Annotated in this window: 20 protein-coding genes and 1 pseudogene; 5 read left to right on the top strand and 16 right to left on the bottom strand. The window is 71.2% G+C overall.

All coding sequences use genetic code 11. The annotated features are described in order from the left end of the window. Positions 1-127: 127 nt before the first annotated feature. From ACIB24_RS17615 to ACIB24_RS17570, 10 genes are all read right to left on the bottom strand, one after another. On the bottom strand, positions 128-601 hold the full coding sequence (locus ACIB24_RS17615; protein WP_398283047.1) for a type II secretion system protein: 474 nt from the start codon (positions 599-601) through the stop codon (positions 128-130). Positions 602-763: 162 nt separating this feature from the next. Then, positions 764-1,990 (bottom strand): type II secretion system F family protein, encoded by a 1,227-nt coding sequence (locus ACIB24_RS17610; RefSeq protein ID WP_398283045.1) that lies wholly within the window; start codon positions 1,988-1,990, stop codon positions 764-766. Between the two features lie 35 nt (positions 1,991-2,025). Then, positions 2,026-3,378: a type IV pilus twitching motility protein PilT gene (locus tag ACIB24_RS17605; RefSeq protein ID WP_398283043.1), complete on the bottom strand. Its 1,353-nt coding sequence runs from the start codon at positions 3,376-3,378 to the stop codon at positions 2,026-2,028. A 79-nt stretch (positions 3,379-3,457) separates the two neighbouring features. Next, complete coding sequence (locus ACIB24_RS17600) at positions 3,458-4,381, bottom strand: shikimate dehydrogenase (protein ID WP_398283041.1); 924 nt, start codon at positions 4,379-4,381, stop codon at positions 3,458-3,460. Next, complete coding sequence (mltG, locus tag ACIB24_RS17595; protein ID WP_398283039.1) at positions 4,378-5,517, bottom strand: endolytic transglycosylase MltG; 1,140 nt, start codon at positions 5,515-5,517, stop codon at positions 4,378-4,380. The genes ACIB24_RS17600 and mltG overlap by 4 nt, the downstream gene beginning before the upstream one ends. Further along, on the bottom strand, positions 5,514-6,023 hold the full coding sequence (gene ruvX, locus ACIB24_RS17590) for a Holliday junction resolvase RuvX (RefSeq protein WP_398283037.1): 510 nt from the start codon (positions 6,021-6,023) through the stop codon (positions 5,514-5,516). The genes mltG and ruvX overlap by 4 nt, the downstream gene beginning before the upstream one ends. Before the next feature lie 23 nt (positions 6,024-6,046). Next, positions 6,047-8,731, bottom strand: coding sequence for an alanine--tRNA ligase (gene alaS / locus ACIB24_RS17585; RefSeq protein WP_398283035.1), 2,685 nt, complete (start codon positions 8,729-8,731; stop codon positions 6,047-6,049). Positions 8,732-8,775: 44 nt separating this feature from the next. Beyond that, a complete protein-coding gene (locus ACIB24_RS17580; protein WP_398283033.1) occupies positions 8,776-9,039 on the bottom strand; it encodes a DUF6167 family protein in 264 nt (87 codons plus the stop codon). Positions 9,040-9,043: 4 nt separating this feature from the next. Beyond that, on the bottom strand, positions 9,044-9,397 hold the full coding sequence (locus tag ACIB24_RS17575) for a DUF948 domain-containing protein (protein ID WP_398283031.1): 354 nt from the start codon (positions 9,395-9,397) through the stop codon (positions 9,044-9,046). Positions 9,398-9,452: 55 nt separating this feature from the next. Then, a complete protein-coding gene (locus ACIB24_RS17570; RefSeq protein WP_398283029.1) occupies positions 9,453-10,820 on the bottom strand; it encodes a replication-associated recombination protein A in 1,368 nt (455 codons plus the stop codon). Between the two features lie 33 nt (positions 10,821-10,853). Between ACIB24_RS17570 and ACIB24_RS17565 the strand changes: the two genes are divergently transcribed. Both ACIB24_RS17565 and ACIB24_RS17560 read left to right on the top strand, forming a co-directional pair. Beyond that, positions 10,854-13,223, top strand: a complete 2,370-nt coding sequence (locus tag ACIB24_RS17565) for an MMPL family transporter (protein ID WP_398283027.1) — start codon at positions 10,854-10,856, stop codon at positions 13,221-13,223. Positions 13,224-13,241: 18 nt separating this feature from the next. Next, complete coding sequence (locus ACIB24_RS17560; protein ID WP_398283025.1) at positions 13,242-15,521, top strand: MMPL family transporter; 2,280 nt, start codon at positions 13,242-13,244, stop codon at positions 15,519-15,521. Positions 15,522-15,604: 83 nt separating this feature from the next. Here the strand turns inward: ACIB24_RS17560 and ACIB24_RS17555 are convergent, their stop codons facing one another. Beyond that, on the bottom strand, positions 15,605-16,216 hold the full coding sequence (locus tag ACIB24_RS17555) for a ribonuclease H (RefSeq protein WP_398283602.1): 612 nt from the start codon (positions 16,214-16,216) through the stop codon (positions 15,605-15,607). 21 nt (positions 16,217-16,237) lie between these two features. Then, positions 16,238-18,058, bottom strand: coding sequence for an aspartate--tRNA ligase (gene aspS / locus ACIB24_RS17550; protein ID WP_398283023.1), 1,821 nt, complete (start codon positions 18,056-18,058; stop codon positions 16,238-16,240). A gap of 226 nt (positions 18,059-18,284) precedes the next feature. Between aspS and ACIB24_RS17545 the strand changes: the two are divergent. After that, a pseudogene (locus ACIB24_RS17545) lies at positions 18,285-18,737 on the top strand (hemerythrin domain-containing protein); the annotation flags it as partial. Here the strand turns inward: ACIB24_RS17545 and ACIB24_RS17540 are convergent. Genes ACIB24_RS17540 through ACIB24_RS17525 form a run of 4 tightly spaced genes read right to left on the bottom strand, consistent with a single transcriptional unit; the run spans position 18,677 to position 24,117 of the window. Next, positions 18,677-21,145, bottom strand: a complete 2,469-nt coding sequence (locus tag ACIB24_RS17540) for an intein-containing Rv2578c family radical SAM protein (protein ID WP_398283021.1) — start codon at positions 21,143-21,145, stop codon at positions 18,677-18,679. The pseudogene ACIB24_RS17545 and the gene ACIB24_RS17540 sit on opposite strands and share 61 nt — an antisense overlap. A gap of 41 nt (positions 21,146-21,186) precedes the next feature. Next, positions 21,187-22,059 (bottom strand): phosphotransferase family protein, encoded by an 873-nt coding sequence (locus ACIB24_RS17535; RefSeq protein WP_398283019.1) that lies wholly within the window; start codon positions 22,057-22,059, stop codon positions 21,187-21,189. Beyond that, complete coding sequence (gene hisS, locus ACIB24_RS17530) at positions 22,056-23,405, bottom strand: histidine--tRNA ligase (protein WP_398283017.1); 1,350 nt, start codon at positions 23,403-23,405, stop codon at positions 22,056-22,058. Before hisS ends, ACIB24_RS17535 begins: the two co-directional genes overlap by 4 nt. A 7-nt stretch (positions 23,406-23,412) precedes the next feature. Further along, positions 23,413-24,117 carry an MBL fold metallo-hydrolase gene (locus tag ACIB24_RS17525; protein ID WP_398283015.1) on the bottom strand — a complete coding sequence of 235 codons (705 nt, stop codon included), beginning with the start codon at positions 24,115-24,117 and terminating at the stop codon, positions 23,413-23,415. A 124-nt stretch (positions 24,118-24,241) separates the two neighbouring features. Between ACIB24_RS17525 and ACIB24_RS17520 the strand changes: the two genes are divergently transcribed. After that, on the top strand, positions 24,242-25,084 hold the full coding sequence (locus ACIB24_RS17520; RefSeq protein ID WP_398283013.1) for a peptidylprolyl isomerase: 843 nt from the start codon (positions 24,242-24,244) through the stop codon (positions 25,082-25,084). A 5-nt stretch (positions 25,085-25,089) separates the two neighbouring features. After that, positions 25,090-26,340: a DUF349 domain-containing protein gene (locus ACIB24_RS17515; RefSeq protein ID WP_398283011.1), complete on the top strand. Its 1,251-nt coding sequence runs from the start codon at positions 25,090-25,092 to the stop codon at positions 26,338-26,340. The last annotated feature ends 86 nt before the right edge of the window (positions 26,341-26,426 follow it).

The raw sequence follows: 26,426 nt of genomic DNA, 5'->3' as shown, positions 1-26,426 counted from the left end.
CCCACTCCCCCCCCGCGCTATCCCGGCGGGGCGGGCGGGGGGGGGGGCCCCCCCCGGGGGGGGGGGGGGGCGGGGGGGGGGCCCCCCCCCCCCCCCCCCCCCGCCGACCGATCACTGCTGGTGCGGATCAGACACAGGCGGTCGGAGCCGACGTGCTCAGCCCGGCGGTGGCCGAGTAGTAGTACGTCTGCTGGCTGCCGCTCGGGTTCTTCAGCCCGACGATCCAGTTACCGGCGTAGTTGGTGCAGGACGCCGGGAAGGTGATCGCCGTGCTACCCGACGTGATCTCCGCGGTCCCGTTGCTCAGGGTCACGGTGGTCACCGCGGTACCGGAGTACGAACCGGTCCGGATGGTCAGCACGTTGCCGCTCACCGAGGCGTACAGCTGCGCGGTGTTGTCCACGTAGTAGGTCGCGACCTCCTTGCCCACCGTCGTCACGTCGGACTTGGTGGCGGTGTCCCGGGCCTTGGCGCGCTGGCTCAGGAAGACCGGGATCGCGATCGCGGCCAGGATGCCGATGATGATCATGACGACCAGAAGTTCGATGAGCGTGAAGCCCTCGTCCTTCTCCTTCATCGCCTTGTGGATTCGAGCGAGCATCAGATGCTCTCCGTTCATGAGTGAGTGCGATCAGAGACGTATGAGGGAGCGCCGACGCTGGTAACTGAAGGAATCGCCGCTCTATGACCTCTCGGGTATCGCCCCCCGACGGCCGCGACTTGAGCGGTGGTCGCTCTCCGTGGCCGGAACCACCCGGAAGGCCTACTTGATCAGGTTGAAGACGCCGAAGATCGGCATGTAGAGAGCGATGATCATTCCGCCGATGATCGCGCCCAGAACGGCGATCATCAGGGGCTCGATCAGGCTGGTCAGGGCCTCGGTGGCCGTCTCGACCTCCTGGTCGTAGAAGTCCGAGACCTTGTGCAGCATCGTGTCCATGGCGCCGGTGTCCTCACCGACCGCGAGCATCTGTACGACCATCGGGGGGAACACCCCGCTGTCGGCCAGCGGGGCGGCCAGCGAGTCACCGCGCCGCACGCTGTCCTCGACCGACTTGGCCGCGTCGCTGATCACGATGTTGCCGCTGGCCTGTCCGACGATCTCCAGGCTGCGCAGGATGGGCACCCCGGCGGCCAGCATGGTGCCCAGGTTGCGGGTGAACCGGCTGATCGCCACCTTCTTGAACAGCGGGCCGAAGACCGGCACCTTCAACTTCCACGGGTCGATGGCCCGGCGCACCCGCTCGTCGTTCTTGATCTTGCGCCAGCCGAAGAAGCCGCCGATGGCGAGCACGATCAGCAGGGGCAGGCCCCAGCGCATGGCGTGGGACATCCAGACCAGGATCCGGGTGGGCAGCGGCAGGGTGCCGCCCAGCGACGCGAACATGTTCGAGAACGTCGGGACGATGAACAGCAGCATGCCGATCACGGACAGGATCGAGATGCCGAACACGACCGACGGGTAGGTCATCGCCGACTTGATCTTGCCGCGCAGCCGGACCTCGGCCTCGAGGTTGTTGGCGATCTGCACCAGGACCTTGTCGAGGAAGCCGCCGACCTCACCGGCCCGGCACATGTTGACCATCAACGGCGGGAAGACCTGGCTGCGCTTGGCCAGGGCCGCGGACAGCGACGAGCCGCCCTCGACGTCGGTCCGCACCTCGCCGAGCACCTTGGCCAGCGCCTTGTTCTCGGTCTGCGTGGCGAGGATGTTCAGCGCCCGCAGCAGCGACAGGCCCGACTCGATCATGACCGAGAACTGCCGCGACATGACGGCCAGGTCCTTCATCGGCACCCGGTCGCTGCCCGGCAGCCTGATCTCGCGCTGCAGACCGCTGTCGGCCCGGCGGATGTTGATCGGGGCCAGCCCCTGGGAGCGCAGCTTCTGCGCCACGGCCTCCTGGGTGGGCGCCTCGAGCCGGCCGGTGACCTTCCCGCCCCGCTTGTCGCGGACGGTGTACTCGTACGTGTTCATGGTCGCGGAGCTCATCGTCGTGAATGTCCCGTCTCGTCCGTCAGCTGAGGTCAGGCCTGGGTGAGGCGGCGGTAGTCCTCGACGTTGTGGCAGTGCTCGAGACCCTCCCGCCAGTCGATGACGCGGTGGCGGGCCAGGTGGGCCAGCGACTGGTCCGCGGTGATCATCCCGTGCTGGGCACCGGCCTGCATGAGCGAGTGGATCTGGTGGATCTTCCCTTCGCGCACCAGGTTCCGGATGGCCGGGGTGCCGACCATGATCTCCGTGGCGGCCACCCGGCCCTTGCCGTCGGCGGTCTTGCAGAGGGTCTGGCAGACCACGCCCTGGATGGTGGCGGCCAGCTGCACCCGCACCTGTTGCTGCTGGTGGGCCGGGAACACGTCGATGACGCGGTCGATGGTCTGGGCGGCGTCCTGCGTGTGCAGGGTGGCGAACACCAGGTGGCCGGTCTCGGCCGCGGTCAGGGCGGTCGAGATGGTCTCCAGGTCCCGGAGCTCACCGATCAGGATGACGTCGGGGTCCTGCCGCAGCGCGTGCCGCAGGGCCAGCGTGAAGGACTTGGTGTCCTCGCCCACCTCACGCTGGTTGACCAGCGAGAGCTTGTGCTGGTGCAGGAACTCGATCGGGTCCTCGACGGTCATGATGTGGCCCCGGCGGGTCCGGTTGACCAGGTCGATGATCGCGGCCAGCGTGGTGCTCTTACCGGAACCGGTGGGCCCGGTGACCAGCACCAGACCGCGGCTCATGTCGGCGAAACTGGCCACCACGGGCGGCATCCCGAGCTGCTCGAGGGTCTTGATCTCGTAGGGGATGACCCGGAAGACCGCCCCGAGCGACTCGCGCTGCCGGTAGTAGTTGACCCGGAACCGGGCCAGGCCGTGGACGGCGTAGCTGAAGTCCAGCTCCATCTCGGCCTCGAAGGTCTCGCGCTGGCGCTGGGTCAGGATCGCGTAGAGCGAGCGCTGGATGACGGCCCGGCTCAGCGGCGGGTAGTTCGGAATGCCCTGAAGATCCCCGAAGACGCGCACCTGGGGCGGTGCGCCGACCGAGATGTGCAGGTCCGACCCCTTGCTCTCGATCAGGTGCCGCAGCACGTCGTGCAGGTCGAGATCGTTCGCGAACGGGTCCTCCGAACCGTCGACCCCGGCGGTCGCCGGGCCGGGCTCGATGTGAGCGGGGCGCGGGGCGGGCGGCTGGACCGGCGCCGGCGCGTAGGTCGGCGACTGGACGGGGGCCTGCACGGGAGCGGCCGCCGGGACGACGGGCGCTGGGCGGACGGGGGCCTGCATCGGAGCGGGGGCCGAGGCCGGAGGGACGGCGTAGGCCGGCTGCGCGGGGGCCGGCGCCGGGGGCGCAGGCTGCTGCGGCATGGGGTTGACACCGGCGAACGGCGTGGAATCCACGGATCTCCTCCTCAGGGGCAGGCACGAGGCGCACCTGAGGTAACCGATCGGCTCAGCGGAGCCGCCCCTTAACCCCCGACTACCCGCCGAGGAGCGGTTCGGCGGCGGTTCGCATCGCCCCGAGGGGGACGGGGACGCCGTCCGGCAGGCCGACCTGGAGGCGGACCTGCTCCCCCGCCTGGTGCAGGAGCATCTCGAACCCGCCGCTCGCCGTCCCGCCCAGCTTCTCCCAGCGCTGGACCAGAGCCGTGGGCCACGGGTGGTAGGACACGTCCAGGAGCGGCCCGGCGGGTGTTGCGGTGCCCCGGGCCACCGGGCCGGCGTCGTCCAGCTGCTGCGCCCAGGGCGCGGAGGCGGCCGAGGGCAGCGTGCACACCACGACGTCGGCCGCCAGCACCCGGTCGAGCCGGTCCAGGGGCTGGACGGCGGCCGCCAGCCCCAGGCGGCCGGCCAGGTCGAGGATCCCGCCCGCCCGCTCGGCGGAGCGGGCCAGTACGTCGAGCCGGGTGACGCCCAACCGGGCCAGGGCCGCGACGGCCGAGGCGGCGGTGGCCCCGGCGCCCACCAGGCAAGCGGTGACCGGGGCCCGCGCCCCGAGGGTCGTGAGGGTCTCGACGATGCCGTGCACGTCGGTGTTGTCGCCCCGGGAGCGGCCGTCGGCGTCCCAGTAGACGCAGTTGGCCGCCCCGGTCACCCGGACCAGCTCCGAGACCTCGTCCAGGAGCGGGATGACGACCTGCTTCAACGGCATGGTCAGGGCCAGGCCCGCCCAGGGCGGCTCCCCGGCGCGCGCGACCTTCAGCGACCGGAACCAGTCGGGGAAGCGTTCCTCGGTGCACTCCATGGCCCGGTACGTCCAGCCCCTCAGGCCGAGCGCGGCGTAGGCGGCCAGGTGCAGGGCGGGAGACAGCGAATGCCCGATCGGGCTGCCGAGCACCGCCGCCTGGTGGACGGCCCGATCGAGGGTCGGCGGCAGGGGCGGCTGCTGGTGCGGGGAGGTCATCTTCCGTCGGGGTGGGCCCGCAGCCAGGCCTGGAACTCGGCCACGTTCCTGGCGTGCCCGGCGGAGGTCGTGGCGAACTTGGTCTCCCCCGTCGAGGGGTTGGTGGTCACGAAGAACAGCCACGAACCCTTCGGCGGGTGGAGCACCGCCTCGAGGGCCTCCTCGCCGGGGTTCGAGATCGGCCCGACGGGCAGTCCCTCGTACCGGTACGTGTTGTAGTGCGACGTCGACGCGCGGTCCTGCTTCGTCGTCGTCACCTCGAAGCGCTGGACGGCATAGCTGACGGTCGAGTCCAGCTGCAGCTTGTAATGACCCTTCAACCGGTTGTCGAGGACCCGCGCGACCGGGCCCATGTACTTCTTGTCGCCCGCCTCGGCCTGCACGATGCTCGCCTTGATCACGACCTCGCGCAGGTCCGACTTGCTGATGCCCAGCTTCACGTACGCCTCGTGGCCGCGGTCGACCATGTCCGAAAGTGCTTGGGCGGCAGTCGTGTCCGGCTCGAACTCGTAGGTCGCGGGGAACAGGAAGCCCTCCGCCTGGCCCTTCGCCGCGGCGGGCAGGCCGATCGCGTCGTCCGCGACGGCCCGGGTGAAGTCGCTCCTGGGCAGGTCGAGCGCCTTGGCCAGGGTCGCGTAGACGTACTTGGCCCGCGCCCCCTCCGGGATCGTCACGACGACCTCCAGCCGCGAGTCCGGATCGAGCAGCAGGCTGACGGCCGAGGCACCGGACATCTGCTTGCGCAGCTTGTAGGTTCCGGGCTGGATCGAGGCGGCCTTCGGGTTGGCGTTGAACGCCGTCACGAACGCGACCTGCGTCTTGGTCACCCCGGCCTCAGTGAGCACCTTGGCGATGGTCCGGCCGGAGGCGCCGGGCGGGATCTTGACCTGGACCTCGCCCGTACCCGTCCCGGTGTAGTCCTTGGGCGCGGTCAGCTTCCGGACGACGGGCGCCAGGCCGATGTAGGCGGCCGCCCCGCCGCCCCCCATCACCAGGAGGAAGATCAGGACCGTGAGCAGCGCCCGCCGCCGGCGCCGGGTCTTGCGCTTCTTCTTGGCCTTGCGCCAGTCGCCCCGCCACTGCGGGTCCTGCTGGGGCTGGAACCCGGGCAGCACGTGGGACAGCTGGTCGCTCACGGTCCGCCCGCCTCCTGTCCGTCCGCAACCACCAGAGCCCCGGGCACGCGACCGGTCGCCCGTTCGCCGTCCAGCGCCGCCTGGAGGAAGACCACCGCGGCCACCTGATCGACGACCGGACGCGCTCGCCGCCCTCTCACGCCTGCCTCGCGCAGCTGCTGGTTGGCCGAGACGGAACTGAACCGCTCGTCGACCAGACGCACCGGCACCGGTGCCACGAGCCGCGCGATCTCCACAGCGTACTTCCGGGCGAGGCCCGCGGAAGGTCCTTCCCGGCCCGAAAGTGACCTCGGCAACCCCACCAGCACCTCGAGGGCTGCCGTTTCGTCAACGATTGTCCCGATTCGCAGCAGGTCGGCCCGGCGCGTCGGACCGTCCACCAGCTCCTCACCGGTGGGCACGGCGACGGTCTCCACCGGCGTGGCGAGCAGCCCGTCGGGATCGCTGCGGGCGACCCCGACCCGGACCGTGCCGACGTCGACGGCCACCCGCACCCCCCGGCGCACGGGACCGACCGGACCCTCGGGGCTCAACCGGCGGAGACGCGTTCGCCGACGACGGCCTCGATCCGGCGCAGGGCCTCGTCGATGCGCGCCGGCTGCGTCCCGCCGCCCTGGGCCACGTCGTCCTTGCCGCCGCCGCCCCCGCCGAGGACACCGGCCGCCTCGCGTACCAGCTCACCGGCCTTGACGCCGCGCCGGCGGGCCTCGTCGTTGGTGGCGACGACCACCAGCGGTCGCGACTTGGCCACCCCGGCGACCGCCACGACACTCGGGCGCGCGTCGCCCAGGCGACCCCGGACGTCGAGCGCGAGCGCCCGCAGGTCGTCGGCCGGGACGTCGCCCGCCGAGTCGTCGACGGCGTGCGTCACGACCGAGACGCCCTGGATGTCGGCCGGCGAGCCGGCCAGCGACTGCGCCCCGGACAGCATCTGGGCGCGCCGCGCGCGCTCCAGCTCCTTCTCCGCCTCGCGCAGCCGCACGACCATCGCGTTGACCCGCTCCGGCAACTCCTCCGGGCGGACCTTCAACGTCTCGGACAGCTGACTGACCAGCGCCCGCTCGCGGCCCAGGTAACGCAGCGCGTCGAGCCCGACGAAGGCCTCGACCCGTCGCACCCCGGCGCCGACCGACGACTCGCTGGTCAACGTGACCGCGCCGACCTGCGAGGTGTGCTCGACGTGGGTTCCGCCGCACAGCTCGCGCGACCACACGCCGCCCATCTCGACGACGCGGACCTCCTCGTCGTACGTCTCACCGAACAGGGCCAGCGCGCCCAGCTCACGGGCCTTGCCGAGCGGCATGTAGCTGGCCGTCACCGGGTAGTCGTAGCGCAGCGCGAGGTTGGCGACCGACTCGACCTCCTCGCGGGTGGAGGGGTCGAGCGCGCTCGGCCAGGCGAAGTCGAGCCGCAGGTAACCGGGCCGGTTGTACGAGCCGCTCTGCAGCGCGGAGGGGCCGAGCACCTGTCGCAGGGCGGCGTGCACGACGTGGGTGCCCGAGTGCGCCTGGCAGGCCGACAGCCGCCACTCGCGGTCGACGCTGGCCAGCACGTCGGCGCCGGAGCGCAGCGAGCCCTCGACCACCTCGACGGTGTGCACGATCAGGCCCTTGATCGGGCGCTGCACGTCGAGCACCCTCAGCCGGGCGCCGTCGGCGGTGATCTCGCCCTCGTCGGCGATCTGGCCGCCGGACTCGGCGTAGAACGGTGTGCGCTCGAGCACCAGTTGCACGGTGGCGCCCTTGTCGGCCGACTCGACCGGCGCCCCGTCGGCGATCAGGCCGCGCACCGTGGAGTCGGTGGACAGCTCCCGGTAGCCGGTGAACTCCGTCGGGCCGGGCTCGCGCAGCGCGCGGTACACCGACGTGTCGGCGTGCCCGTGCTTCTTCGCCTTGGCGTCGGCCTTCGCCCGGTCGCGCTGCTCCTGCATGAGCCGCCGGAAACCGGCCTCGTCGACCGAAAGCCCTTGCTCCCCTGCCATTTCCAGGGTCAGGTCGATCGGGAAGCCGTACGTGTCGTGCAGCGCGAACGCCTTGTCGCCGGCCAACTGCGGGCTGCCCGCGGCCTTCGCGTCGCGCACCGCGACGTCGAGGATCGTCGTCCCGGCGGCCAGGGTGCGGCCGAACGTCTCCTCCTCGGCCTGCACGATCTGGCTGATCCGGGCGAAGTTCTCCTCCAACTCGGGGTAGGAGGTCTTCATCCGGTCCTTCGACACGGTGACCAGGTCGAGCAGCGTCGGCTCCTGGGTGCCGAGCAGCCGCACGGCCCGCACGACGCGGCGCAGCAGGCGGCGCAGCACGTAGCCACGCGCCTCGTTGGACGGCGTCACACCGTCACCGATCAGCATCAGGCCCGACCGCACGTGATCGGCGATGACCCGCATCCGCACGTCGTCGTCGCGGTTGTCGCCGTACCGGCGGCCGGTGAGCTGCTCGACCCGCTCCAGGACGGGGAACACCTCGTCGATCTCGTACAGGTTGTCGACGCCCTGCAGCACCGTGGCCATGCGCTCGAGACCCATGCCGGTGTCGATGTTCTTGCTGGGCAGCTCGCCGGCGATGTCGAAGTCGGTCTTGGAGCGGACCGCGGACAGCTCGTCCTGCATGAAGACGAGGTTCCAGAACTCCATGTAGCGGTCCTCGTCGACCGCCGGGCCCCCCTCCGGGCCGAACTCGGGGCCGCGGTCGATGTACAGCTCGCTGCACGGACCACCCGGCCCGGGAACGCCCATGTTCCAGTAGTTGTCGGCCAGCCCACGGCGCACGATGCGCTCGTCGGGCAGCTCCGCGACGCGGCGCCAGATCGCGGCCGCCTCGTCGTCGCCGTCGAGGACGGTCACCCAGATCTTGTCCTCGGGCAGGCCGAACCCGCCGTCCGACTGCGGCCGGGTGACGAGCTCCCAGGCCAGCTCGATCGCCGTCTCCTTGAAGTAGTCCCCGAAGGAGAAGTTGCCGTTCATCTGGAAGAACGTGCCGTGCCGGGTGGTCTTGCCGACCTCGTCGATGTCGAGCGTGCGCACGCACTTCTGCACGCTCGTGGCGCGCTGGAACGGCGGCGTCTCCTGGCCCAGCATGTACGGCTTCATCGGCACCATGCCGGCGTTGACGAACAGCAGGGTGGGGTCGTCGTACAGCAGCGACGAGCTGGGCACCACGGTGTGACCGCGCGTGGAGAAGTAGCGCAGCCACCGACGGCGGATCTCGGCCGTCTCCATCAGATAGTCGAGCCTCTCGAGAGTTGACGCAGAAGTGAAGGGGTTCAGCGGGTGGGGTCGTCCATGAGGGATTGTGCCGCCTCCGGAGGCAACGACCCGGCGTCGACACCCAGGGCGACCCGCAGCTCCTGCTCGCGTTCGGCCATGCCCTCGCGGATCACGGCTGCGACCTCGCGCAGCCCTTCACCCAGCTCACCGACCGACCGGGCCACCCCGGTCGGCGTGTAGGACTCGGCGACCTTCGTCACCTTGCGGACCAGCAGGACGCCGACGACCGCGCCGAGCGCCACCCAGAACAGCCGTCGCACGTGTCTACTTCTTCCCTCGTGAGCGCCCGGCCATCGCCTGACGCACGCCGTAGCTGAAGGCCGCGACCTTGACCACCGGGGAACCGAGCGTCGCCGCGAACAGCGCGGTCAGCGCCGAGACGTTCGTCGAGACCTGGGCGACGTTGTCGGTGATGGTGTCGACCTTCACCAGCTGATGGTTCGTGGAGCTGACCGTCGTGGTCACCTCGGTGAGCAGCGGGACGGTGTTGTCGGAGATCTCCTTGACCCCGACCGCCGCGTTGTCGAGCAGCTTGCCCAGCTTCAGCAGCGGTACCGCGAGGACCCCGACGAGCGCGGCGAAGACGATGACGGCCGCCAGGCCGATGACCTCACCCATGAAACGTTCCCTCCATCACCCGCTGCTGTGCTCACCGCGACCCTATCGCGCCGGCTCAGCGAGTCTTACCACGCAGGAGTCCGCGCAGCCGGGCGAGGCGTTCGGCCATGCCGCGCTCGCCGCCGCGGTCGGTGGGCGCGTAGTAGTCGCGGCCCACCACGTCGTCGGGCGGGTACTGCTGCCGGACGACGCCGAGCGGGTCGTCGTGCGCGTACCGGTAGCCCTGGGCGTGGCCCAGTCGTTTCGCGCCGGCGTAGTGCCCGTCGCGCAGGGCGGGCGGCACCGGACCACCGCGCCCGGCCCGGACGTCGGCCAGCGCGGCCGCCAGCGCCATGTACGACGCGTTCGACTTGGGCGCCGTGGCCAGGTGGACGACGGCCTGGGCCAGGATGATCTGCGCCTCCGGCATGCCCACCAGTTGCACCGCCTGGGCCGCGGCCACGGCGGTCTGCAGCGCGCTCGGGTCGGCCATCGCGATCTCCTCGCTGGCCGCGATCATCAGCCGCCGGGCGATGAACCGCGGGTCCTCCCCCGCGACGACCATCCGGGCCAGGTAGTGCAGGGCCGCGTCGACGTCGGAGCCGCGGATCGACTTGATCAGCGCCGAGGTCACGTCGTAGTGCTGATCGGAGGCCCGGTCGTACCGGACGGCGGCCTGGTCCAGGGCCTGCTCGGCGTCGGCCAGGGTGATCGACTCACCGCCGCGGTCGATCGCCACGCCCGCGGCCGCCTCCAGCGCGGTGAGCGCGCGCCGCGCGTCGCCCCCCGCGATGCGGACCAGGTGTGCCAGCGCGTCGTCGTCCAGGTGAGGCTGCCCACCCAGCCCGCGTTCGTCGTCCACCGCCCGACGCAGCAGCCCGCCGATCGCGACGTCGTCGAGCGGGCGCAGCGTGAGCAGGAGTGAACGCGACAGCAGCGGCGAGACCACGGAGAAGCTGGGGTTCTCGGTGGTGGCGGCGATCAGCACGACGAGCCGGTTCTCGACGCCGGGCAGGAGGGCGTCCTGCTGGGCCTTGGAGAACCGGTGGATCTCGTCGAGGAACAGCACCGTCTCGCGCCCGTGCAGGTCGCGGGCGTCGCGGGCGGCGTCCATCACCACCCGCACGTCCTTGACCCCGGCGGTGACGGCCGACAGCTCGACGAACCGGCGGCCCGTCGCCCGGCTGACGACGTGCGCCAGCGTCGTCTTCCCGGTGCCCGGCGGGCCCCACAGGATGACGCTGGCGGCGCCGGCCGCACCGCTCGTGCCGGACTCGGCCAGGCGGCGCAGTGGTGACCCCGGGGACAGGAGATGGTCCTGGCCGACGAGCTCGTCGAGTGACCTCGGGCGCATCCGGACGGCGAGCGGATAGCGGGCCTGGGTACCCTCAGCCCCTGCCGACGCAGAACCAGGCTCGATATCAGGCTCGAAGAGGTCAGACATGACCCACGGAGGTTAACCCGGATGCTGGACGCGATGGGCCGCGTCATCAGCCGGCACCCGTGGTGGGTCATCGGCGCCTGGGGCGTGGCCGTGCTGCTCGCCTTCGGCCTGGCCATCGGCGGCTGGGCCGGCGACCCCCTCTTCAAGCGGCTCAGCTCGGGCATCGTCTCCGTGCCGGGTCCGTCCAAGGACGGCCAGGCCATCCTCGACGCGACCGCCACCGTCGGGCCGCAGGAGTACATGCTGGTCGAGGGCATCTCGCCTCGCGATCCCAGCCTGAAGCCCGCCTTCGACGCCGCCCGGGCCGACATCCTGAAGATGCAGGGCGTCAAGTCCGTGCGCGACGCCTGGTACCTGAACGGCCGCAGCCTCGACCCGACCAAGCAGAGCGACTGGGTCGACTCGTTGCCGCTGCTGTCCGACGACCAGACGGCCGCCCTCATGGTGGTCACGCTCGATCCGGACCTGCCGGTCGCCCAGAACAAGTCCCGGCCCGAGGCGGGCAGCCGGACGTACGTGCTGCACCAGGTCCGGGACCGGATGCAGCAGGTCCACATCGAGGGCGCGACCACGCTGACCAGCAGCGTCAACGACATCGTCGAGGAGGTCACTCAACAGGTCGAGCACGACCTGCGGACCGGGGAGGGCATCGCCCTGCCGATCAGCCTCCTGATCATGGTCGTCGTGTTCGGCGGGTTCCTGGCCGCCGGCCTGCCGATCATCGGCGCCATCGCGGCCATCGGCGGTGCGCTGGCCACCCTGCTCGGCTTCTCCTACGCGCTGTCCCTCGACCCCAGCACCGTGAACGTGGTCACCGTGCTCGGACTCGGCCTGTGCATCGACTACGGGTTGCTGCTGGTCAGCCGCTACCGCGAGGAGATGCTGTCGCTGCCCGGCGACCCGACCCTGCCGCCGACCCGCCGGCAACGCGAACTCGCGCTACGCCGGACCATGACCTCCGCCGGGCGGACCGTCACGTTCAGCGGGGTCACGGTGGCGATCGCCCTGTCGGGGCTGATGTGCTTCCAGTTCACGCTGCTGCGCGGGATGGGCGCCGCCGGCGTCAGCGTCGTCCTCGTCGCGCTGCTCGTCGCGTTGACGTTGGTCCCGGCGCTGCTCGCCGTGGTCAAGGTCCGGATGATCCGCCCCGGCCTCGTGCACCGGTTGCCCGTGCTGGGCCCGATCAGTACCGCGCTCGGTGACAGCACCCGCGAGGAGGGCTTCTTCTCCCGGCTGGCCCGGCTCGTGCAGCGGTTCCCGCTCATCGTCGTGGCCATCGTCGTCGGCACCCTGTTCGTCCTGTCGCTGCCGGTCCTGGCCATGCAGATGGTCAGCTCGAACGCCGCCCTGCTGCCCATCGACAACCCGCAGCGGACCCTGGTCGACACGGTCAACAACGACTTCTCCTACGCCTCGACCCCGACGATCCAGGTGGTCACCACCCACTACGTGCCGCAGCGCGTCCCCTCGAGCCAGGGCGAGCACACCTCCGTGGACTGTGCGACCGCCCCGGCGAACGACGACCGGTGCACCCTGATCAGCGCCCGCCCCGAGGCCGACTCGTACTACAAGTCCCTGCTCGGCGTGCCCGGCGTCGCACGGATCGACCCGCCCGAGTACCGGGGCCAGAACGCGTCCAACCGGTCGATCAGGGCGGGGCGGACGCCGCAGTACACCGTGCTGAGCATCCGGGTGGGCGGCACCGACTCGTCGCCGACCGCGCTGCAGGCCGTCCGGGACATCCGGGCGCTGGACCCACCCTTCCCGGCCTACACGACGGGCAACGCCTCGTCGCTCGTCGATGCCATCATCGACCTGGAGAACCGGACGCCGTACGCCATCGGCGTCGTCGTGCTCACCACCCTCGTGCTGCTGTTCCTGATGACCGGGTCGGTCCTGGTGCCGATCAAGGCGCTCGTCATGAACGTCATCTCGCTGGGCGCGTCGCTGGGCGTCGTGACCTGGATCTTCCAGTTCGGCGAGCTGTCCTGGCTGCTCGACTTCACCTCCGCCGGGGGTGTCGAGGTGTTCATCCCACCCATGACGCTGGCCTTCGGGTTCGGACTGGCCATGGACTACGAGGTCTTCCTGCTGTCGAGGATCTCGGAGTACAAGCAGCAGGGTTACTCGAACGACGAGTCCGTGGCCCTGGGCCTGCAGAAGTCGGGCCGGATCATCTCCTCGGCCGCCTTGATCATCGTGGTGGTGTTCCTCGGCTTCGTGGCCGGGAAGCTCCTGATGATCAAGGAGACCGGGACCGCCCTGGCCGTGGCCGTGGCCATCGACGCCACCCTCGTGCGCATGCTGCTCGTGCCCGCGACCATGACGCTGCTGGGTGAGTGGAACTGGTGGGCGCCGCCGTTCCTGCGCCGCCTGCACGACCGCTACGGCATCAGCGAGTAGCGGCGGAGGTCGGCCGGGATGCTCGACGCGACGGGGCGCGTCATCAGCAGGCACCCCTGGGCCGTGATCTCCGCCTGGTTGCTGATCGTCGTCCTGGCCTTCGGCGCCGCGTTCGGCGGCTGGTTCGGCGACCGGTTGTTCTCCCGCCTGGCCAACGGCAGCGTGACGGTGGACGGACCGTCCCGCGAGGGGCAGGCCGTCCTCGGCCAGACCAGCCGCGGCGGCGGCACCGAGGTGATGGTGCTGGACGGCATCCAGCTCTACGACCCGCGGGTGCGCACACAGATCGAGGCCGCGCACGCCGACATCCGCCGGATCTCCGGGGTCACGTACATCCGTGACCCGTGGTCCGACGGCAACGACCTGGTCTACGACGCGGGCTCTTTCGGGTTCATCTCGGCCGACCAGCGAGCCATCCTCATGGTCGTCGGCATCCAGCGCGGGTTGCCGCCGGCGGCGGCCGCCGCGACCTACGAGGAGGTCCGCGAACGGCTGGAACAGGTCGCCCCGCGGATCCCGGGGGCGGTCGGGCACGTCGGAGGGGCCAAGGACATCGTCGCGGCCGTGACCGAACAGCTGGAGAGCGACCTGCGCACCGGGGAGGGTGTGGCCCTGCCGATCAGCCTCCTGATCATGGTCGTCGTGTTCGGCGGGTTCCTGGCCGCCGGACTGCCGATCATCGGCGCCATCGCGGCCATCGGCGGCGCGTTGGCCACCCTGCTCGGCTTCACCTACGTGTTCAACCTCGACCCCAGCACGGTCAACGTGGTCACCGTGCTCGGGCTGGGCCTGTGCATCGACTACGGGTTGCTGCTGGTCAGCCGCTACCGCGAGGAGATGCTGCGGCTGCCGGGTGACCCCTCGCTGCCCCCGACCCGCCGGCAACGTGAGGTCGCGCTACGCCGGACCATGACCTCGGCCGGGCGGACCGTCATGTTCAGCGGCGTGATCGTGGCCATCTCGCTGTCCGGGTTGCTGGTCTTCTCGAACACGCTGTTGCGCGGGATGGGCGCGGCCGGCGTCAGCGTCGTCCTCGTGGCCCTGCTCGTCGCCCTGACCCTCGTGCCCGCTCTGCTGGCCGTCGTCAAGGTCCGGATGATCCGGCCGGGCCTGGTGCACCGGGTACCCGGGCTGGGCCGGGTCGCGCGGGCCCTGGGCGACACCCCCAGCGAGGACGGCTTCTTCGCGCGGCTGGCCCGGACCGTGCAGCAGTTCCCGCTGATCGTCGTGTCGATCGTGCTGGGCGTGCTGTTCGTGCTGTCGCTGCCCGTGACGGCCCTGCACGTCGTCAGCTCCAGCACGGCGCTGCTGCCGATCGACAACCCGAACCGTCAGCTGGTCGACGCCCTGCAGCAACGCTTCCCGTACGCGGCCTCACCGATCATCCAGGTGGTGACCGAGCACTACGTTCCGCAGAAGGTGACCGACGGCCAGGGCGGGACCGTCGACATCGCCGAGAGCCCCGGGGCCGACCCGTATTACGACGCGCTCGTGCACGTCGCGGGGGTGGCGAGCATCGACCCGCCCTCGTACCGCGGTGAGCGACGCGCCGACGGCTCCTACCCGTGGACCGTGCTGAGCCTGCGGGTCGGCGCCTCGGACTCGTCGCCGACGGCGATCCGCATCGTGAAGGAGATCCGTGGCCTCGACCCACCGTTCGCGGCGTACACCGTCGGCAACACCGCCACCCTGGTCGACGCCAACGCCGACCTGGTGAACCGGGCCCCCTGGGCGATCGGGATCGTCGTCCTGGTCACCCTCGTGCTCCTGTTCCTGATGACGGGGTCGGTGCTGGTCCCGGTGAAAGCCCTGGCCATGAACGTGGTCTCGCTGGGCGCCGCGCTCGGCGTCGTCACCTGGGTCTTCCAGTTCGGCGAACTCTCCGACCTGTTGGACTTCACGTCCACCGGAGGGCTGGAGACGTTCATCCCGCCCATGACGCTGGCCTTCGGGTTCGGCCTGGCCATGGACTACGAGGTCTTCCTGCTCTCGCGCATCGCCGAGTACCGGCGCGAGGGTTACTCGAACGACGAATCGGTCGCGCTGGGACTGCAGCGTTCGGGCCGGATCATCTCCTCGGCCGCCGTGATCATCATCGTGGTCTTCCTCGGCTTCGTGGCCGGCCAGCTGCTGATGATCAAGGAGACCGGGACGGCGCTCGCGGTGGCCGTGGCCATCGACGCGACCCTCGTGCGCATGCTGCTCGTGCCCGCGACCATGACCCTGCTCGGCGACTGGAACTGGTGGGCCCCACCGTTCCTGCGCCGCCTGCACGACCGGTTCGGGATCACCGACTAGCGCACGCGGATCTGCGACCGCTTCGGTCGCCACGACGCCCGCCAGAGGCCAGGTGGCGACCGAAACGGACGCGGATGTCGGTCTCAGCCCGCGGCGACCTTGCCCGCTGCGACGGCGAGCGCGTCGACGAGGTCGTTCATCTCGTCGCCCGAATGTCCCTTCACCCAGCGGAAACTGATGTGGCCGCGCGCGTTCACGGCATCGATCAGCGGCTCCCACAGGTCGCGGTTGGCAACGGGCTTCTTCTGGCTGTTCACCCAGCCGCGGGCCAACCAGCCCTTCCACCAGCCGTCGCGGAAGCAGTTCACGACGTAGGTCGAGTCGCTGACCACGACGAGCGGCCCCTCGAGCGCCGTGACCGCCTCGAGGGCGGCCTGGATCTCCATCCGCTGGTTCGTGGTCAGCGCGTCCCCGCCGCTGCCCTGCCGCCCGTCGCGGGTCGCCCAGGCCCAGCCGCCGGGCCCCGGATTGCCCGAGCACGCGCCGTCCGTCCAGACCTCGAGCGCGCCGTCATGGGCCGCCATGTCCGCCGGGCGGGGCTTGCTCTTCTTCGCCGGCACCGCGGCACCGGCCGGTTCCGCGGAACCGCCGACGCACCCGGCATGCGCCCACCCGGTGGGCGATTTCGCGATCTCCTCGCCGGGCGTCACGCGCTCCCGGCAGACGGCACAGGTGGTCGCGTACTTCGCGGTCATCGGCACGGGAACAGCCTAGGGTCAGGACTTCTGCGGCTCCGGCGGGACACCGGGCTTGGGGTCGGGACCGGTCGCCTGCTTCGGCGCGGCCGGCTTCGAGTCGATGCCGGCCTCCTTGCGCTGCTCCGGCGTGATCGGGGCGGGGGCGCCGGTCAGCGGGTCCTCGCCGCCGCCGGACTTCGGGAACGCGATCACCTCGCGGATCGAGTCGTAGCCGCCGAGCAGCATGGCGATCCGGTCCCAGCCGAACGCGATGCCGCCGTGCGGCGGGGCGCCGAACTTGAACGCCTCCAGCAGGAAGCCGAACTTCTCCTGCGCCTGCTCGGGCGTGATGCCCATCATCGCGAAGACGCGCTCCTGCACGTCGCGGCGGTGGATACGGATCGACCCGCCACCGATCTCGTTGCCGTTGGCGACGATGTCGTAGGCGTAGGCGAGCGCGTTGCCGGGGTCGGACTCGAACCGGTCGATCCACTCGGGCTTGGGCGACGTGAAGGCGTGATGCACCGCAGTCCAGGCACCGGACCCGACCGCGACGTCCCCCGAGGCGACGGCGGCCGAGGCCGGCTCGAACAACGGCGCGTCGACCACCCACAGCAGCGACCACTGCGACTCGTCGATCAGCCCGCACCGGGCGCCGACCTCCAGCCGGGCCGCCCCGAGCAGCGCCCGCGCCTCGCTCGTCGTCCCGGCCGCGAAGAACACGCAGTCGCCCGGCTGGGCGCCGACGTGGGCCGCGAGACCCGCGCGCTCGTCGTCCGACAGGTTCTTGGCGACCGGCCCGGACAGCTCGCCGTCCTCACCGATCAGCACGTAGGCCAGACCGCGCGCCCCGCGCTGCTTGGCCCAGTCCTGCCAGGCGTCGAGCGTGCGGCGCGGCTGCGACGCCCCGCCCGGCATGACGACGGCGCCGACGTACTCGGCCTGGAACACCCGGAACGGGGTGCCCGCGAAGTACTTCGTGCAGTCCACGAGCTCCTGACCGAAGCGCAGGTCGGGCTTGTCGGAACCGAACCGGGCCATCGCCTCCGCGTAGGTCATCCGGGGCAGCGGCAGGGGCAGCTCGACGCCGATCAGCGCCCACAGCGCCTTCAGCACCGCCTCGGACATCTCGATGACGTCGTCCTCCTCGACGAAGCTCATCTCGATGTCCAGCTGGGTGAACTCGGGCTGCCGGTCGGCGCGGAAGTCCTCGTCCCGGTAGCAGCGGGCGATCTGGAAGTACTTCTCCATGCCGCCGACCATGAGCAGCTGCTTGAACAGCTGCGGGCTCTGCGGCAGGGCGTACCAGGAACCGGGCTTCAGCCGGGCCGGGACGAGGAAGTCACGCGCGCCCTCGGGGGTGGAGCGGGTCAGCGTCGGCGTCTCGATCTCGGTGAAACCCCGCTCGTAGAGCGCGTTACGGGCCACCCGGCTCATCTCGCTGCGCAACCGGATGGCGCTCGCGGCGGCCGGTCGGCGCAGGTCGAGGAACCGGTACTTCAGCCGGACGTCCTCACCGACGGTGGTGTGCTCGTCGAGCTGGAACGGCAGCGGCGCCGCCTCGTTCAGCACCTCGACGGTCGTCGCGATGACCTCGATGTCGCCGGTCGGCAGGTTCGGGTTCTCGTTGCCCTCGGGCCGCTTGCTCACCTCGCCGACGACGCGCAGGCAGTACTCGTTGCGCAGGCCGTGGGCGACCTCCTCGTCGCGCACCACCACCTGCGCCACGCCCGAGGCGTCCCGCAGGTCGAGGAAGGCCACGCCGCCGTGATCGCGCCGCCGGCCCACCCAGCCGGTGAGCGTGACGGTCTGGCCGGCCTGGTCGGCACGCAGGGTGCCGGCCTCGTGGGTGCGTAGCACGAGCGGGGTCCTTAAGGGCTAGGCGGACGACGGGAGCCCCCGTCGGGTCGGTCAGCCGATCCTACGGCGCGGGCCGGGACCGGTTCGAACCCATTCCCGTGGCGATCCCCCGTGCCGATCGCCGAGCCGATCGCAGGGCCGTCCCAAGTCCGCCGCAAGCCGCCGACAAGGGGGTTGACCGAGGGTTTCGACCAGGACAAGACATCCAGACCTCGGGAGCATCGCCATGAGCGCCACGTCCAGCACGAAGCCCGCCCCCTCGTTCAAGCCCCAGATCCTGCTGCCCGGCCAGTCCTCGGTGGCCGAGGGCCCGCACGACCAGACCGGGATGTACCTGATGCACCACGCCTTTCGGCGCGACCTCAACCGGTTCGTGGCCGCCGTCGCCGCCACCCCGACCGCCGAGCGGGACGTCTGGGCGGCGCTGCCCCCGCGGTGGGCCCGCTTCGCGGAGATCCTGCACCACCACCACGGCGTCGAGGACGACAACATCTGGCCGGTCATGCTCCGGCACGCGGACGAGACCGGCTCCGCCGAGGACCGGGCGACGCTGGAGGCGATGGAGGCCGAGCACGCCGTCATCGACCCGTCCCTGGCCGCCGTCCGGGCCGCGTTCGGTCACATGGCCGCCTGCCCGTGCGAGACGCACCGCACCCTGCTGCTGACGACCCTCACCGACCTGCGCGACGCGCTGGCCCGGCACCTGCGGCACGAGGAGACCGAGGCCCTGCCACTGCTGCAGCGCACCCTCACCGTCGAGGAGAACCACGCGGTCGACGCCGCGGCCGGTAAGGCGTACCCGGCGAAGCTGTACCCGTTCCTGCTGCCGTGGATCGTCGACGGGCTGCCCGCCCGGACGCAGGAGAGCCTGGCCGAGTTCGCCGGCCGCCCGATGCTCGTGCTGGCCCGGCTGTTCGGACGCCGGTACCGCCGCCGCGAGGCCGTCGCCTTCCGGCACGCGGGCGACGTCGGGGCCGCGGGCTGAGGCCGAGGGGGCGGTTCCGCGGAACCGTCACCGTCGCCGCTGCCGCGCAGCTCACCGCCCGACGACCGGTCGAGCCCGTACGCGGCGACCATCGGCGCCACCCGGGCGGCCAGCCAGCGGCGGTACTCGGGCAGCACGTAGGAGCCGCGCCCGTACAGCCGCCGGTACATCCGCATCAGCGCCGGGTGGGTGCCGGCCAGCCACTCCAGGAACCACTCTCGGGCGCCGGGGCGCAGGTGCAGCGGGAACACCGTGATCCCCGTCGCCCCCGACTCCGCCACGGCCGAGATCGCGCGTTCCAGATGCTCTTTCGAGTCGGTCAGCCCCGGCAGCACGGGCGCCATGAACACCCCGCAGGGCAGGCCGGCGTCGGTGATCCGTCGGACCAGTTCGATGCGCGCCTTCGGCGAGGGGGTGCCCGGTTCGAGCGAGGCGTGGAGCTCGTCGTCCCAGATCGCGATCGAGACGCCCACGCCCACCGGCACGTCCCGCGCCGCGGCGGCCAGGCGCGGGAGATCCCGGCGCAACACGGTGCCCTTGGTCAGGATCGAGAACGGCGTACCCGACCCGGCCAGCGCGTCGATGATGCCGGGCATCAGCTTGTACCGGCCCTCGGCGCGCTGGTAGGGGTCGGTGTTCGTCCCGAGCGCGACGTGCTCCCGCTTCCACGAGCGCTTCTTCAGCTCGGCCTTCAGCACCGGCGCCACGTTGGTCTTCACGACGATCTCGGAGTCGAACCCCCGCCCGGTGTCGAGCTCCAGGTACTGATGGGTGCCCCGGGCGAAGCAGTTGTGACTGACCACGCCGTTGGCGATGAAGTCGCCCGTCCCCGTGGTGATGTCGTACATCGGCAGGACGACGCCGAGCGGCTCGACCGACACCACGTCAAGAGGCGCCTTGCTCTTGATCGCCTGACCGCCCAGATCGAACTTCCGGCGGATCGCTGGGTCGACCAGATGAGCGAAGCGCATTACCTCACGGAGACCGCCTCGGACGCGGACCACCTTGATCCCGTTCGCCAGCTTGCGATCCTCGATCGCTACGTCGAAACCGAAGTGCTCGAAGGCCTCGCAGGTCGCTGAAATGATCTCTGGATCAGTGTTGGGCACTCTGATCACGTTGGCGCTGGCCGAACCCTCCGCATCGAAGACTCCACCCAGGAAGCCGCGCCTCCACTCGGGATCCGGATTAGTTCGAAGCCGAGCCAGCTCGGTCACGAGGGCGAAAGCTGACGCGGAGTAGTTCCTGATGGCCCACATCGGCCTGCGTACAGCCGTCGCCGCCGAGAACGCGAACCGATCGGTCGACACACCCAGTTCGGCGAGGTACTTCTGGCTTCGGTCCAACGCCTCGGTGTCCGCCAGGGCCAATCTGAACCGGTGGTGGCGATCGACATTGCGGCCGGGACGGTCGTACTCGTATCTCTTCATGAGGGCGTCACCGCGGAGCATCCCGGCGAGATAACCCCGGATGTAGTCCGGTGTCTCCTCCGGCGTGTCGCAGGTCGTCCCGAAACCGAGCAGGGAGTCGTTCAGAGTCAGGTGCGGGCGTCGATGCTCGCCGCAGTCGGCACCGGTTACATGCTTCCAGCCGCGACCGGTCAGGAAGCGGTGGTTGCCGCTGGCGATCAGCTCCGTACCGTCGGACAGACGAACCCGGTAGGCCTCCCGCTCAGTGCGCCAGTGCGCCTGAACCGTCGTTCTCACGTAGTGCCGGTACGACGCCCGCTTCTCGGTGCCATAGATCTCGTCCCCCACGCGCACGTCCCGGATCGGCTTCTGGGAACCGTCAGCCATCAGGACCTTCGTGTCGCCGTCCAGACAGTACACACAGGCGTGTGAGCAGCCCCGGTAGGGGTTGATGGTCCAGCGGAAGGGCATGGGCGACTCGCCGGGGACCTTGTTCAGCGCCGACCGGGCGATCACCTCGTGGAACCGGACACCCTCGAACTCCGGCGTCGTCACGGTCCGCAGCAGGCCGCGCATCTCCAGGCCCGGCAACGCGTCGGGACCAGCCGAACCGGCCCGCCCGATGCGGGGAACCGCGAGTCCGGCTCCGTCACCGAGATCGGCCTCGCCGAGGACCTGCCCCTGCCAGCGCATACCCGAAGTCGAACACACGTTCGACCCCGGATGCAAGCACCTCAATCCCGGGCGAGCCACTCCCGCAGCGCGACGGCGGCCCGCGGCAGGTGCGCCGGATCGTCGGCCGCGAACACCAGCGACCAACACACGCCCTGCCAGCGCCGCAGCCGCACGCAGGCGGCCAGCACGTCGTCGTCCACCAGGAACTCCCGCGCGCACAGCTCGCGGTAGCGCGCGACGGCCGCAGCGCCGTCCAACCGGCTCGTCTCGTGCAGGCAGGCGAGGTCCCACTCGAGCGGGCCGCGCCAGGTGTCCTCGAAGTCGGTCCAGCGCAACCCGTCCGGGGTGCGCAGCAGGTTCCCCGGGTGCGCGTCGCCGTGCAGCGGGAAGGCCCCACGCGGGATCTCGCGGGTGAACCGCAGCCCGGCCGCCTCGAGCCGCTGGGCGTCGTGGCGGGTCACGACCCCCGCGTCGCGGGCGAGCGCGACCCCGCGCAGCGCGTCGCTGATCAAGGGCTGGACGCCGGGCAGCGCACCCTCATAGGCCACCGAGAGGCGGTGGAGGTCAAGGAGTTCCGCGGCGGCGACGTCCGGCTCCGAGACCGTGCCGAGCACCTCGACGAACCGCCAGTAGGTGAGCCCGAACCCCTCCGCCTGGTGCGGGCCGGGCGGCAGCTCGTCGGCCGGAGCCACGACCCGGGCCCCCTGCGCGGCCAACCAGCCGGCCAGCTGGACGTCGCGCTGCAACGCCTCCGCCGGCCGCATCCGGACCCGGGCGGTGACGGCGGCGACGCGGGCCACGAGAGGCTGCGGCGCGAGGGCCACGAGCACGTTCGAACCGTCGTGCAGCACCCGCGCCGAGGTCGCGGGTACGCCCAACGACTGCGCCAGCCGCAGGGCGGCCGAGCCGGCCCGCCCGGACGGCGAGCTCACGCCTGGACGATGCGCGGGCGCAGGTCGTCCGCCGGCGGTTCCCAGCCCTGCGGATCCGCGGGAACCTGCTCCCCGGAACGGATGTCGCGCACCTCGTGCACCGGTTCACCGTCGTCGTCGGCCGACGGGAACCACACGAACGGGATGCCGCGCCGGTCGGCGTGCCGGATCTGCTTGCCGTACTTCGTGGCGGTCGGGGCCACCTCGGTGGCGATGCCCCGCAGCCGCAGGTCGGCGGCCACCGCGTCGGACAGCGCGCGGGTCTCCTCCGAGGCGACGGCGACCAGGACGGCGGTCGGCACCGACCGCGACGCCGTCACGAGCTTCTGCGAGAACACCCGCGACAGCAGGCGGGTCACGCCGACGGAGATCCCGACGCCCGGGTACACGTCGGAGCCGGAGCTGGCCAGGTTGTCGTAGCGCCCGCCCGAGCAGACCGAGCCGAGGTCCTCGTGCCCGACCAGCGACGTCTCGTAGACGGTGCCGGTGTAGTAGTCGAGTCCGCGAGCGATCTTCAGGTCGGCGATCAGCATCCCGGGGGCCGCCTGGCGGGCCGCCTCGACGACCCGCACCAGTTCCTCGAGCCCCTCGTCGAGCAACGGGTCGCTCCCCCCGAGCGCCCGCACGCGGTCGGCGACGGAGCCGTCCTCGGCCGTGATCGACGCGAACTCCAGGACGGCCTTGGCCTGGGCGTCGGTGGCCCCCAGCTCGGCGACCAGCGCCTCGCAGACCCGAGCCGGTCCGATCTTGTCGAGCTTGTCCACCAGCCGCAGCACCCCGGCCAGGTCCTCGAAGCCGAGCGAGCGGAAGAAGCCCTGCGACACCTTGCGGTTGTTGACGTGCATCTTCACCGGCGGCAGCCCGACGTCCAGCAGCCCCGACAGGGCGTCGAAAACGACCAGCGGGAGCTCGGTCTCGTAGTGGAACGGCAGCTCCCCCGCGCCCACGACGTCGATGTCGGCCTGGGTGAACTCGCGGTAGCGGCCCTCTTGCGGGCGCTCCCCCCGCCAGCACTTCTGGATCTGGTACCGCTTCAACGGGAACTGCAGGTGCCCGGAGCGCTCGAGCACGTACCGCGCGAACGGCACCGTGAGGTCGTAGTGCAGCGCGAGACCGGAGTCACCGGCGTCGTCCGGGTCGGCCTGCAGCCGGCGCAGGACGTAGACCTCCTTGTCGATCTCGCCCTTGCGCAGCAGCTGGTCCATCGGCTCGACGGCGCGGGTCTCCAGCGACGAGTAGCCCCACAGCTCGAAGGTGTGGCGCAGGCGGTCCAGCACCTGCTGCTCGACGATCCGTTCGGCCGGCAGCCACTCGGGGAAGCCGGACAGGGGGGTGGGACGGCTCATGTCTGGCTTACCTCAGTGCTTCCTCGCGCAGGTACGGGTTGGAGGCGCGCTCGCGCCCGATGGTGGTGGCCGGGCCGTGGCCGGGCAGGACCAGCGTGTCGTCGGCCATCGGCAGGACCCGCTCGCGCAGGCTGCGCATCATGGCCGCGCCCGACCCGCCGGGCAGGTCGGTCCGCCCGATGGACCCGGCGAACAGCACGTCGCCGGCGAACGCCGTCGACGTCAGGCCGTGCCCGGCGTCCAGGGACGACGGCACCCCCGGCACCGTGAAGATCACGGACCCCTCGGTATGCCCGGGGGCGTGGACGACGTCGAGCTCGATCCCGGCGATCGTCAGCTTCTGCCCGTGCTCGAGTTCCACGACGTCGTCCGGCTCGTGCCAGCCGTCCTTCCCGAACTGCTGCTCGAACATCGCCCGCAGTTCGGGCCCGAGCGTGGCGGCCGGGTCGACGAGCCGGTACGTGTCGGCGCCGTGCACGCGCACCGCGACGCCGTGGGCCTGGCACACGGGGGTCACGGAGTAGACGTGGTCGAGGTGGCCGTGGGTGGCCAGGACGGCGGCCGGGCGCAGCCCGTGCTCCTCCAGCACGGCCGACAGCTGGCCGAGCACCCCGATGCCCGGGTCGACCACCAGGCACTCCTCACCGGCCGCGGGCGCCACCACGTAGCAGTTGGTGCCGAACACCTGGGCCGGGAATCCGATCACGAGCACTGGCCGAGCCTATGTCAGGGGCGTCGTCGCTGGAGCACAGGCTCACCCCCCTAGACTGGCGCGCGCACTCACAGGTCACCCGACGGGTAACGAGACCGGGTATCGAGACAAAGGGGCTGCGCAGGTGTCGAAGGCGCGCGAGCGGGCGTACGAGCGCCGTCGCTACGAGGAGTGGCAGGCGAAACTGAGCGAGCGGAAGCGCCGTCGCCGCCGGGTCCAGCAGATCGTCCTGGCCTCGGGCAGTTCCCTGGCCGCGGTGGCCGTGATCATCGGCGTCGCGTTCCTGGTCACGCACAACGGGGACGACGCGACCGACGCGAGCACCGCGGCGTCCGTCGCGCCGAGCGCGAGCGCCACGGCGTCGAGCGCCGCCACGCCGGTCAAGGGCGGCTGCACGCCGTCCACGCTCGGCGCGGTGAGCTCCCCGAAGCAGATCGCGAAGGTCCCGAGCAAGTCGCTGGCCCAGAACACCACGTGGACGGCGACGTTCAAGACCACGTGCGGCACCATCGAGATGGAGCTGTACGGCAAGAAGGCCCCGCAGGCCGTCTCGTCGACGATCGCCCTGATCCGGTCCAAGTTCTACGACGGGACGCCGTGCCACCGGCTCACCACGTCGGGCATCTTCGTGCTCCAGTGCGGCGACCCGACCGGTACCGGTACCGGCGGCCCCGGCTACTCCTACGGCCCGCTGGAGAACGTCGGCAACGGCAAGATGCCCCCGGGCACCGTGGCGATGGCCCGCGGGTCGGACGTGAACAGCCAGGGCAGCCAGTTCTTCCTGGTCTACGACGACACCACCCTCGACCCGGCCCAGACCGGCGGCGGGTACACCGTGATCGGCAAGATCACGAAGGGCCTCGACGTGGTGAAGAAGGTCGCCAAGTCCGGCGTCAGCGGCGGTAGCGGCGACGGGGCACCCACGACCGCGGTGTCGATCACCTCGGCAACGGTGAAGAAGGGCTGAGTCTCGTGACCGAGCAGGCATGGGGACGCGCGGACGACGACGGCACCGTGTACGTGCGGACGGCCGACGGGGAGCGGGCCGTCGGGTCCTACCCCGGGGCCACGCACGAGGAGGCGCTCGCCTACTTCGTCCGCAAGTTCGAGGACCTGGAGGCCCAGGTCAACCTGCTCGAGCAGCGGCTGAAGGCCGGGCAGGTCTCGGCCTCCGACGCCGACCACACGATCAAGCGGCTCGAGCCGACGATCCTGGAGGCCAACGCCGTCGGTGACCTGCAGGGCCTGCACGACCGGTTGACCGGGCTCGCGCCGCTGGCCGACGAGGCCCGGGCCAAGGCCCAGGCCGCGAAGGCCGAGGCGAAGGCCGAGGCCCTGGCGAAGCGGACGGCCCTGGTCGAGGAGGCCGAGGCGCTGGCCGAGCCCGAACCGGCCCGCATCCCGTGGAAGTCCAGCGGCGACCGGCTGCGCGTCCTGTTCGACGAGTGGCGCACGCTGCAGCGCGACGCGAAGCTCGACAAGGCGTCCGAGGACGAACTGTGGAAGCGGTTCAGCCACGCGCGCACCGCGTTCGACCGCAAGCGCCGTCACCACTTCGGCGCGCTGGACGAGCAGCGCTCGCACGCCAAGGCGGAGAAGGAGCGGCTGGTCGCCGAGGCCGAGAGCCTCAGCACGTCGACCGCCTGGGGGCCGACCTCGGGCGCCTACCGGGACCTGATGGCGCAGTGGAAGGCCGCCGGCCGGGCCTCCAAGAAGGACGACGACACCCTGTGGGCCCGGTTCCGGGCCGCCCAGGACGCGTTCTTCGCCGCGCGGGACGCGGCCAACACCGCGCAGAACGAGGAGTTCGCGGGCAACCTGGTCCGCAAGGAGGAGCTGCTCGCGGAGGCGCAGAAGCTGCTGCCGGTGAAGGACGCCGCCGCCGCGCGGGCCGCCCTGCGGGACCTGCAGGCACGGTGGGACGCCGCGGGCAAGGTCCCGCGGGCCGACCTCTCCCGGCTCGAGGGCGGGCTGCGCAAGGTCGAGCAGGCCGTGCACGACGCCGAGCAGGAGCGCTGGCGCCGCTCGGACCCGGCGGCCCGGGCCCGGGCGCAGGACATGGTCGGGCAGCTGGAGAAGGCCGTCGCCGGCCTCGAGGCCGAGCTGGCCAAGCAGCAGTCGGCCGGCAACGAACGCAAGGTCAAGGAGGCCGAGCAGGCCCTGGCCGCGCGCCGCGAGTGGCTCGACCAGGCCCGCCGCGGCCTGGAGGAGTTCACCGGCTGACGGCTCCCCCGCTCGCCGCAGGGTGACAGGGATGGTGGCAGCCGACGCGCCGCAATCGGCGACGTCTGCCTGCCACCAGGCATAGA

It is taken from the genome of Spongisporangium articulatum (assembly GCF_044465595.1).
Lineage (GTDB): Bacteria > Actinomycetota > Actinomycetes > Actinomycetales > Kineosporiaceae > Spongisporangium > Spongisporangium articulatum.
Note: the sequence above shows the minus strand (reverse complement) of the source record. Positions and strands in the feature narration are given on the sequence as shown.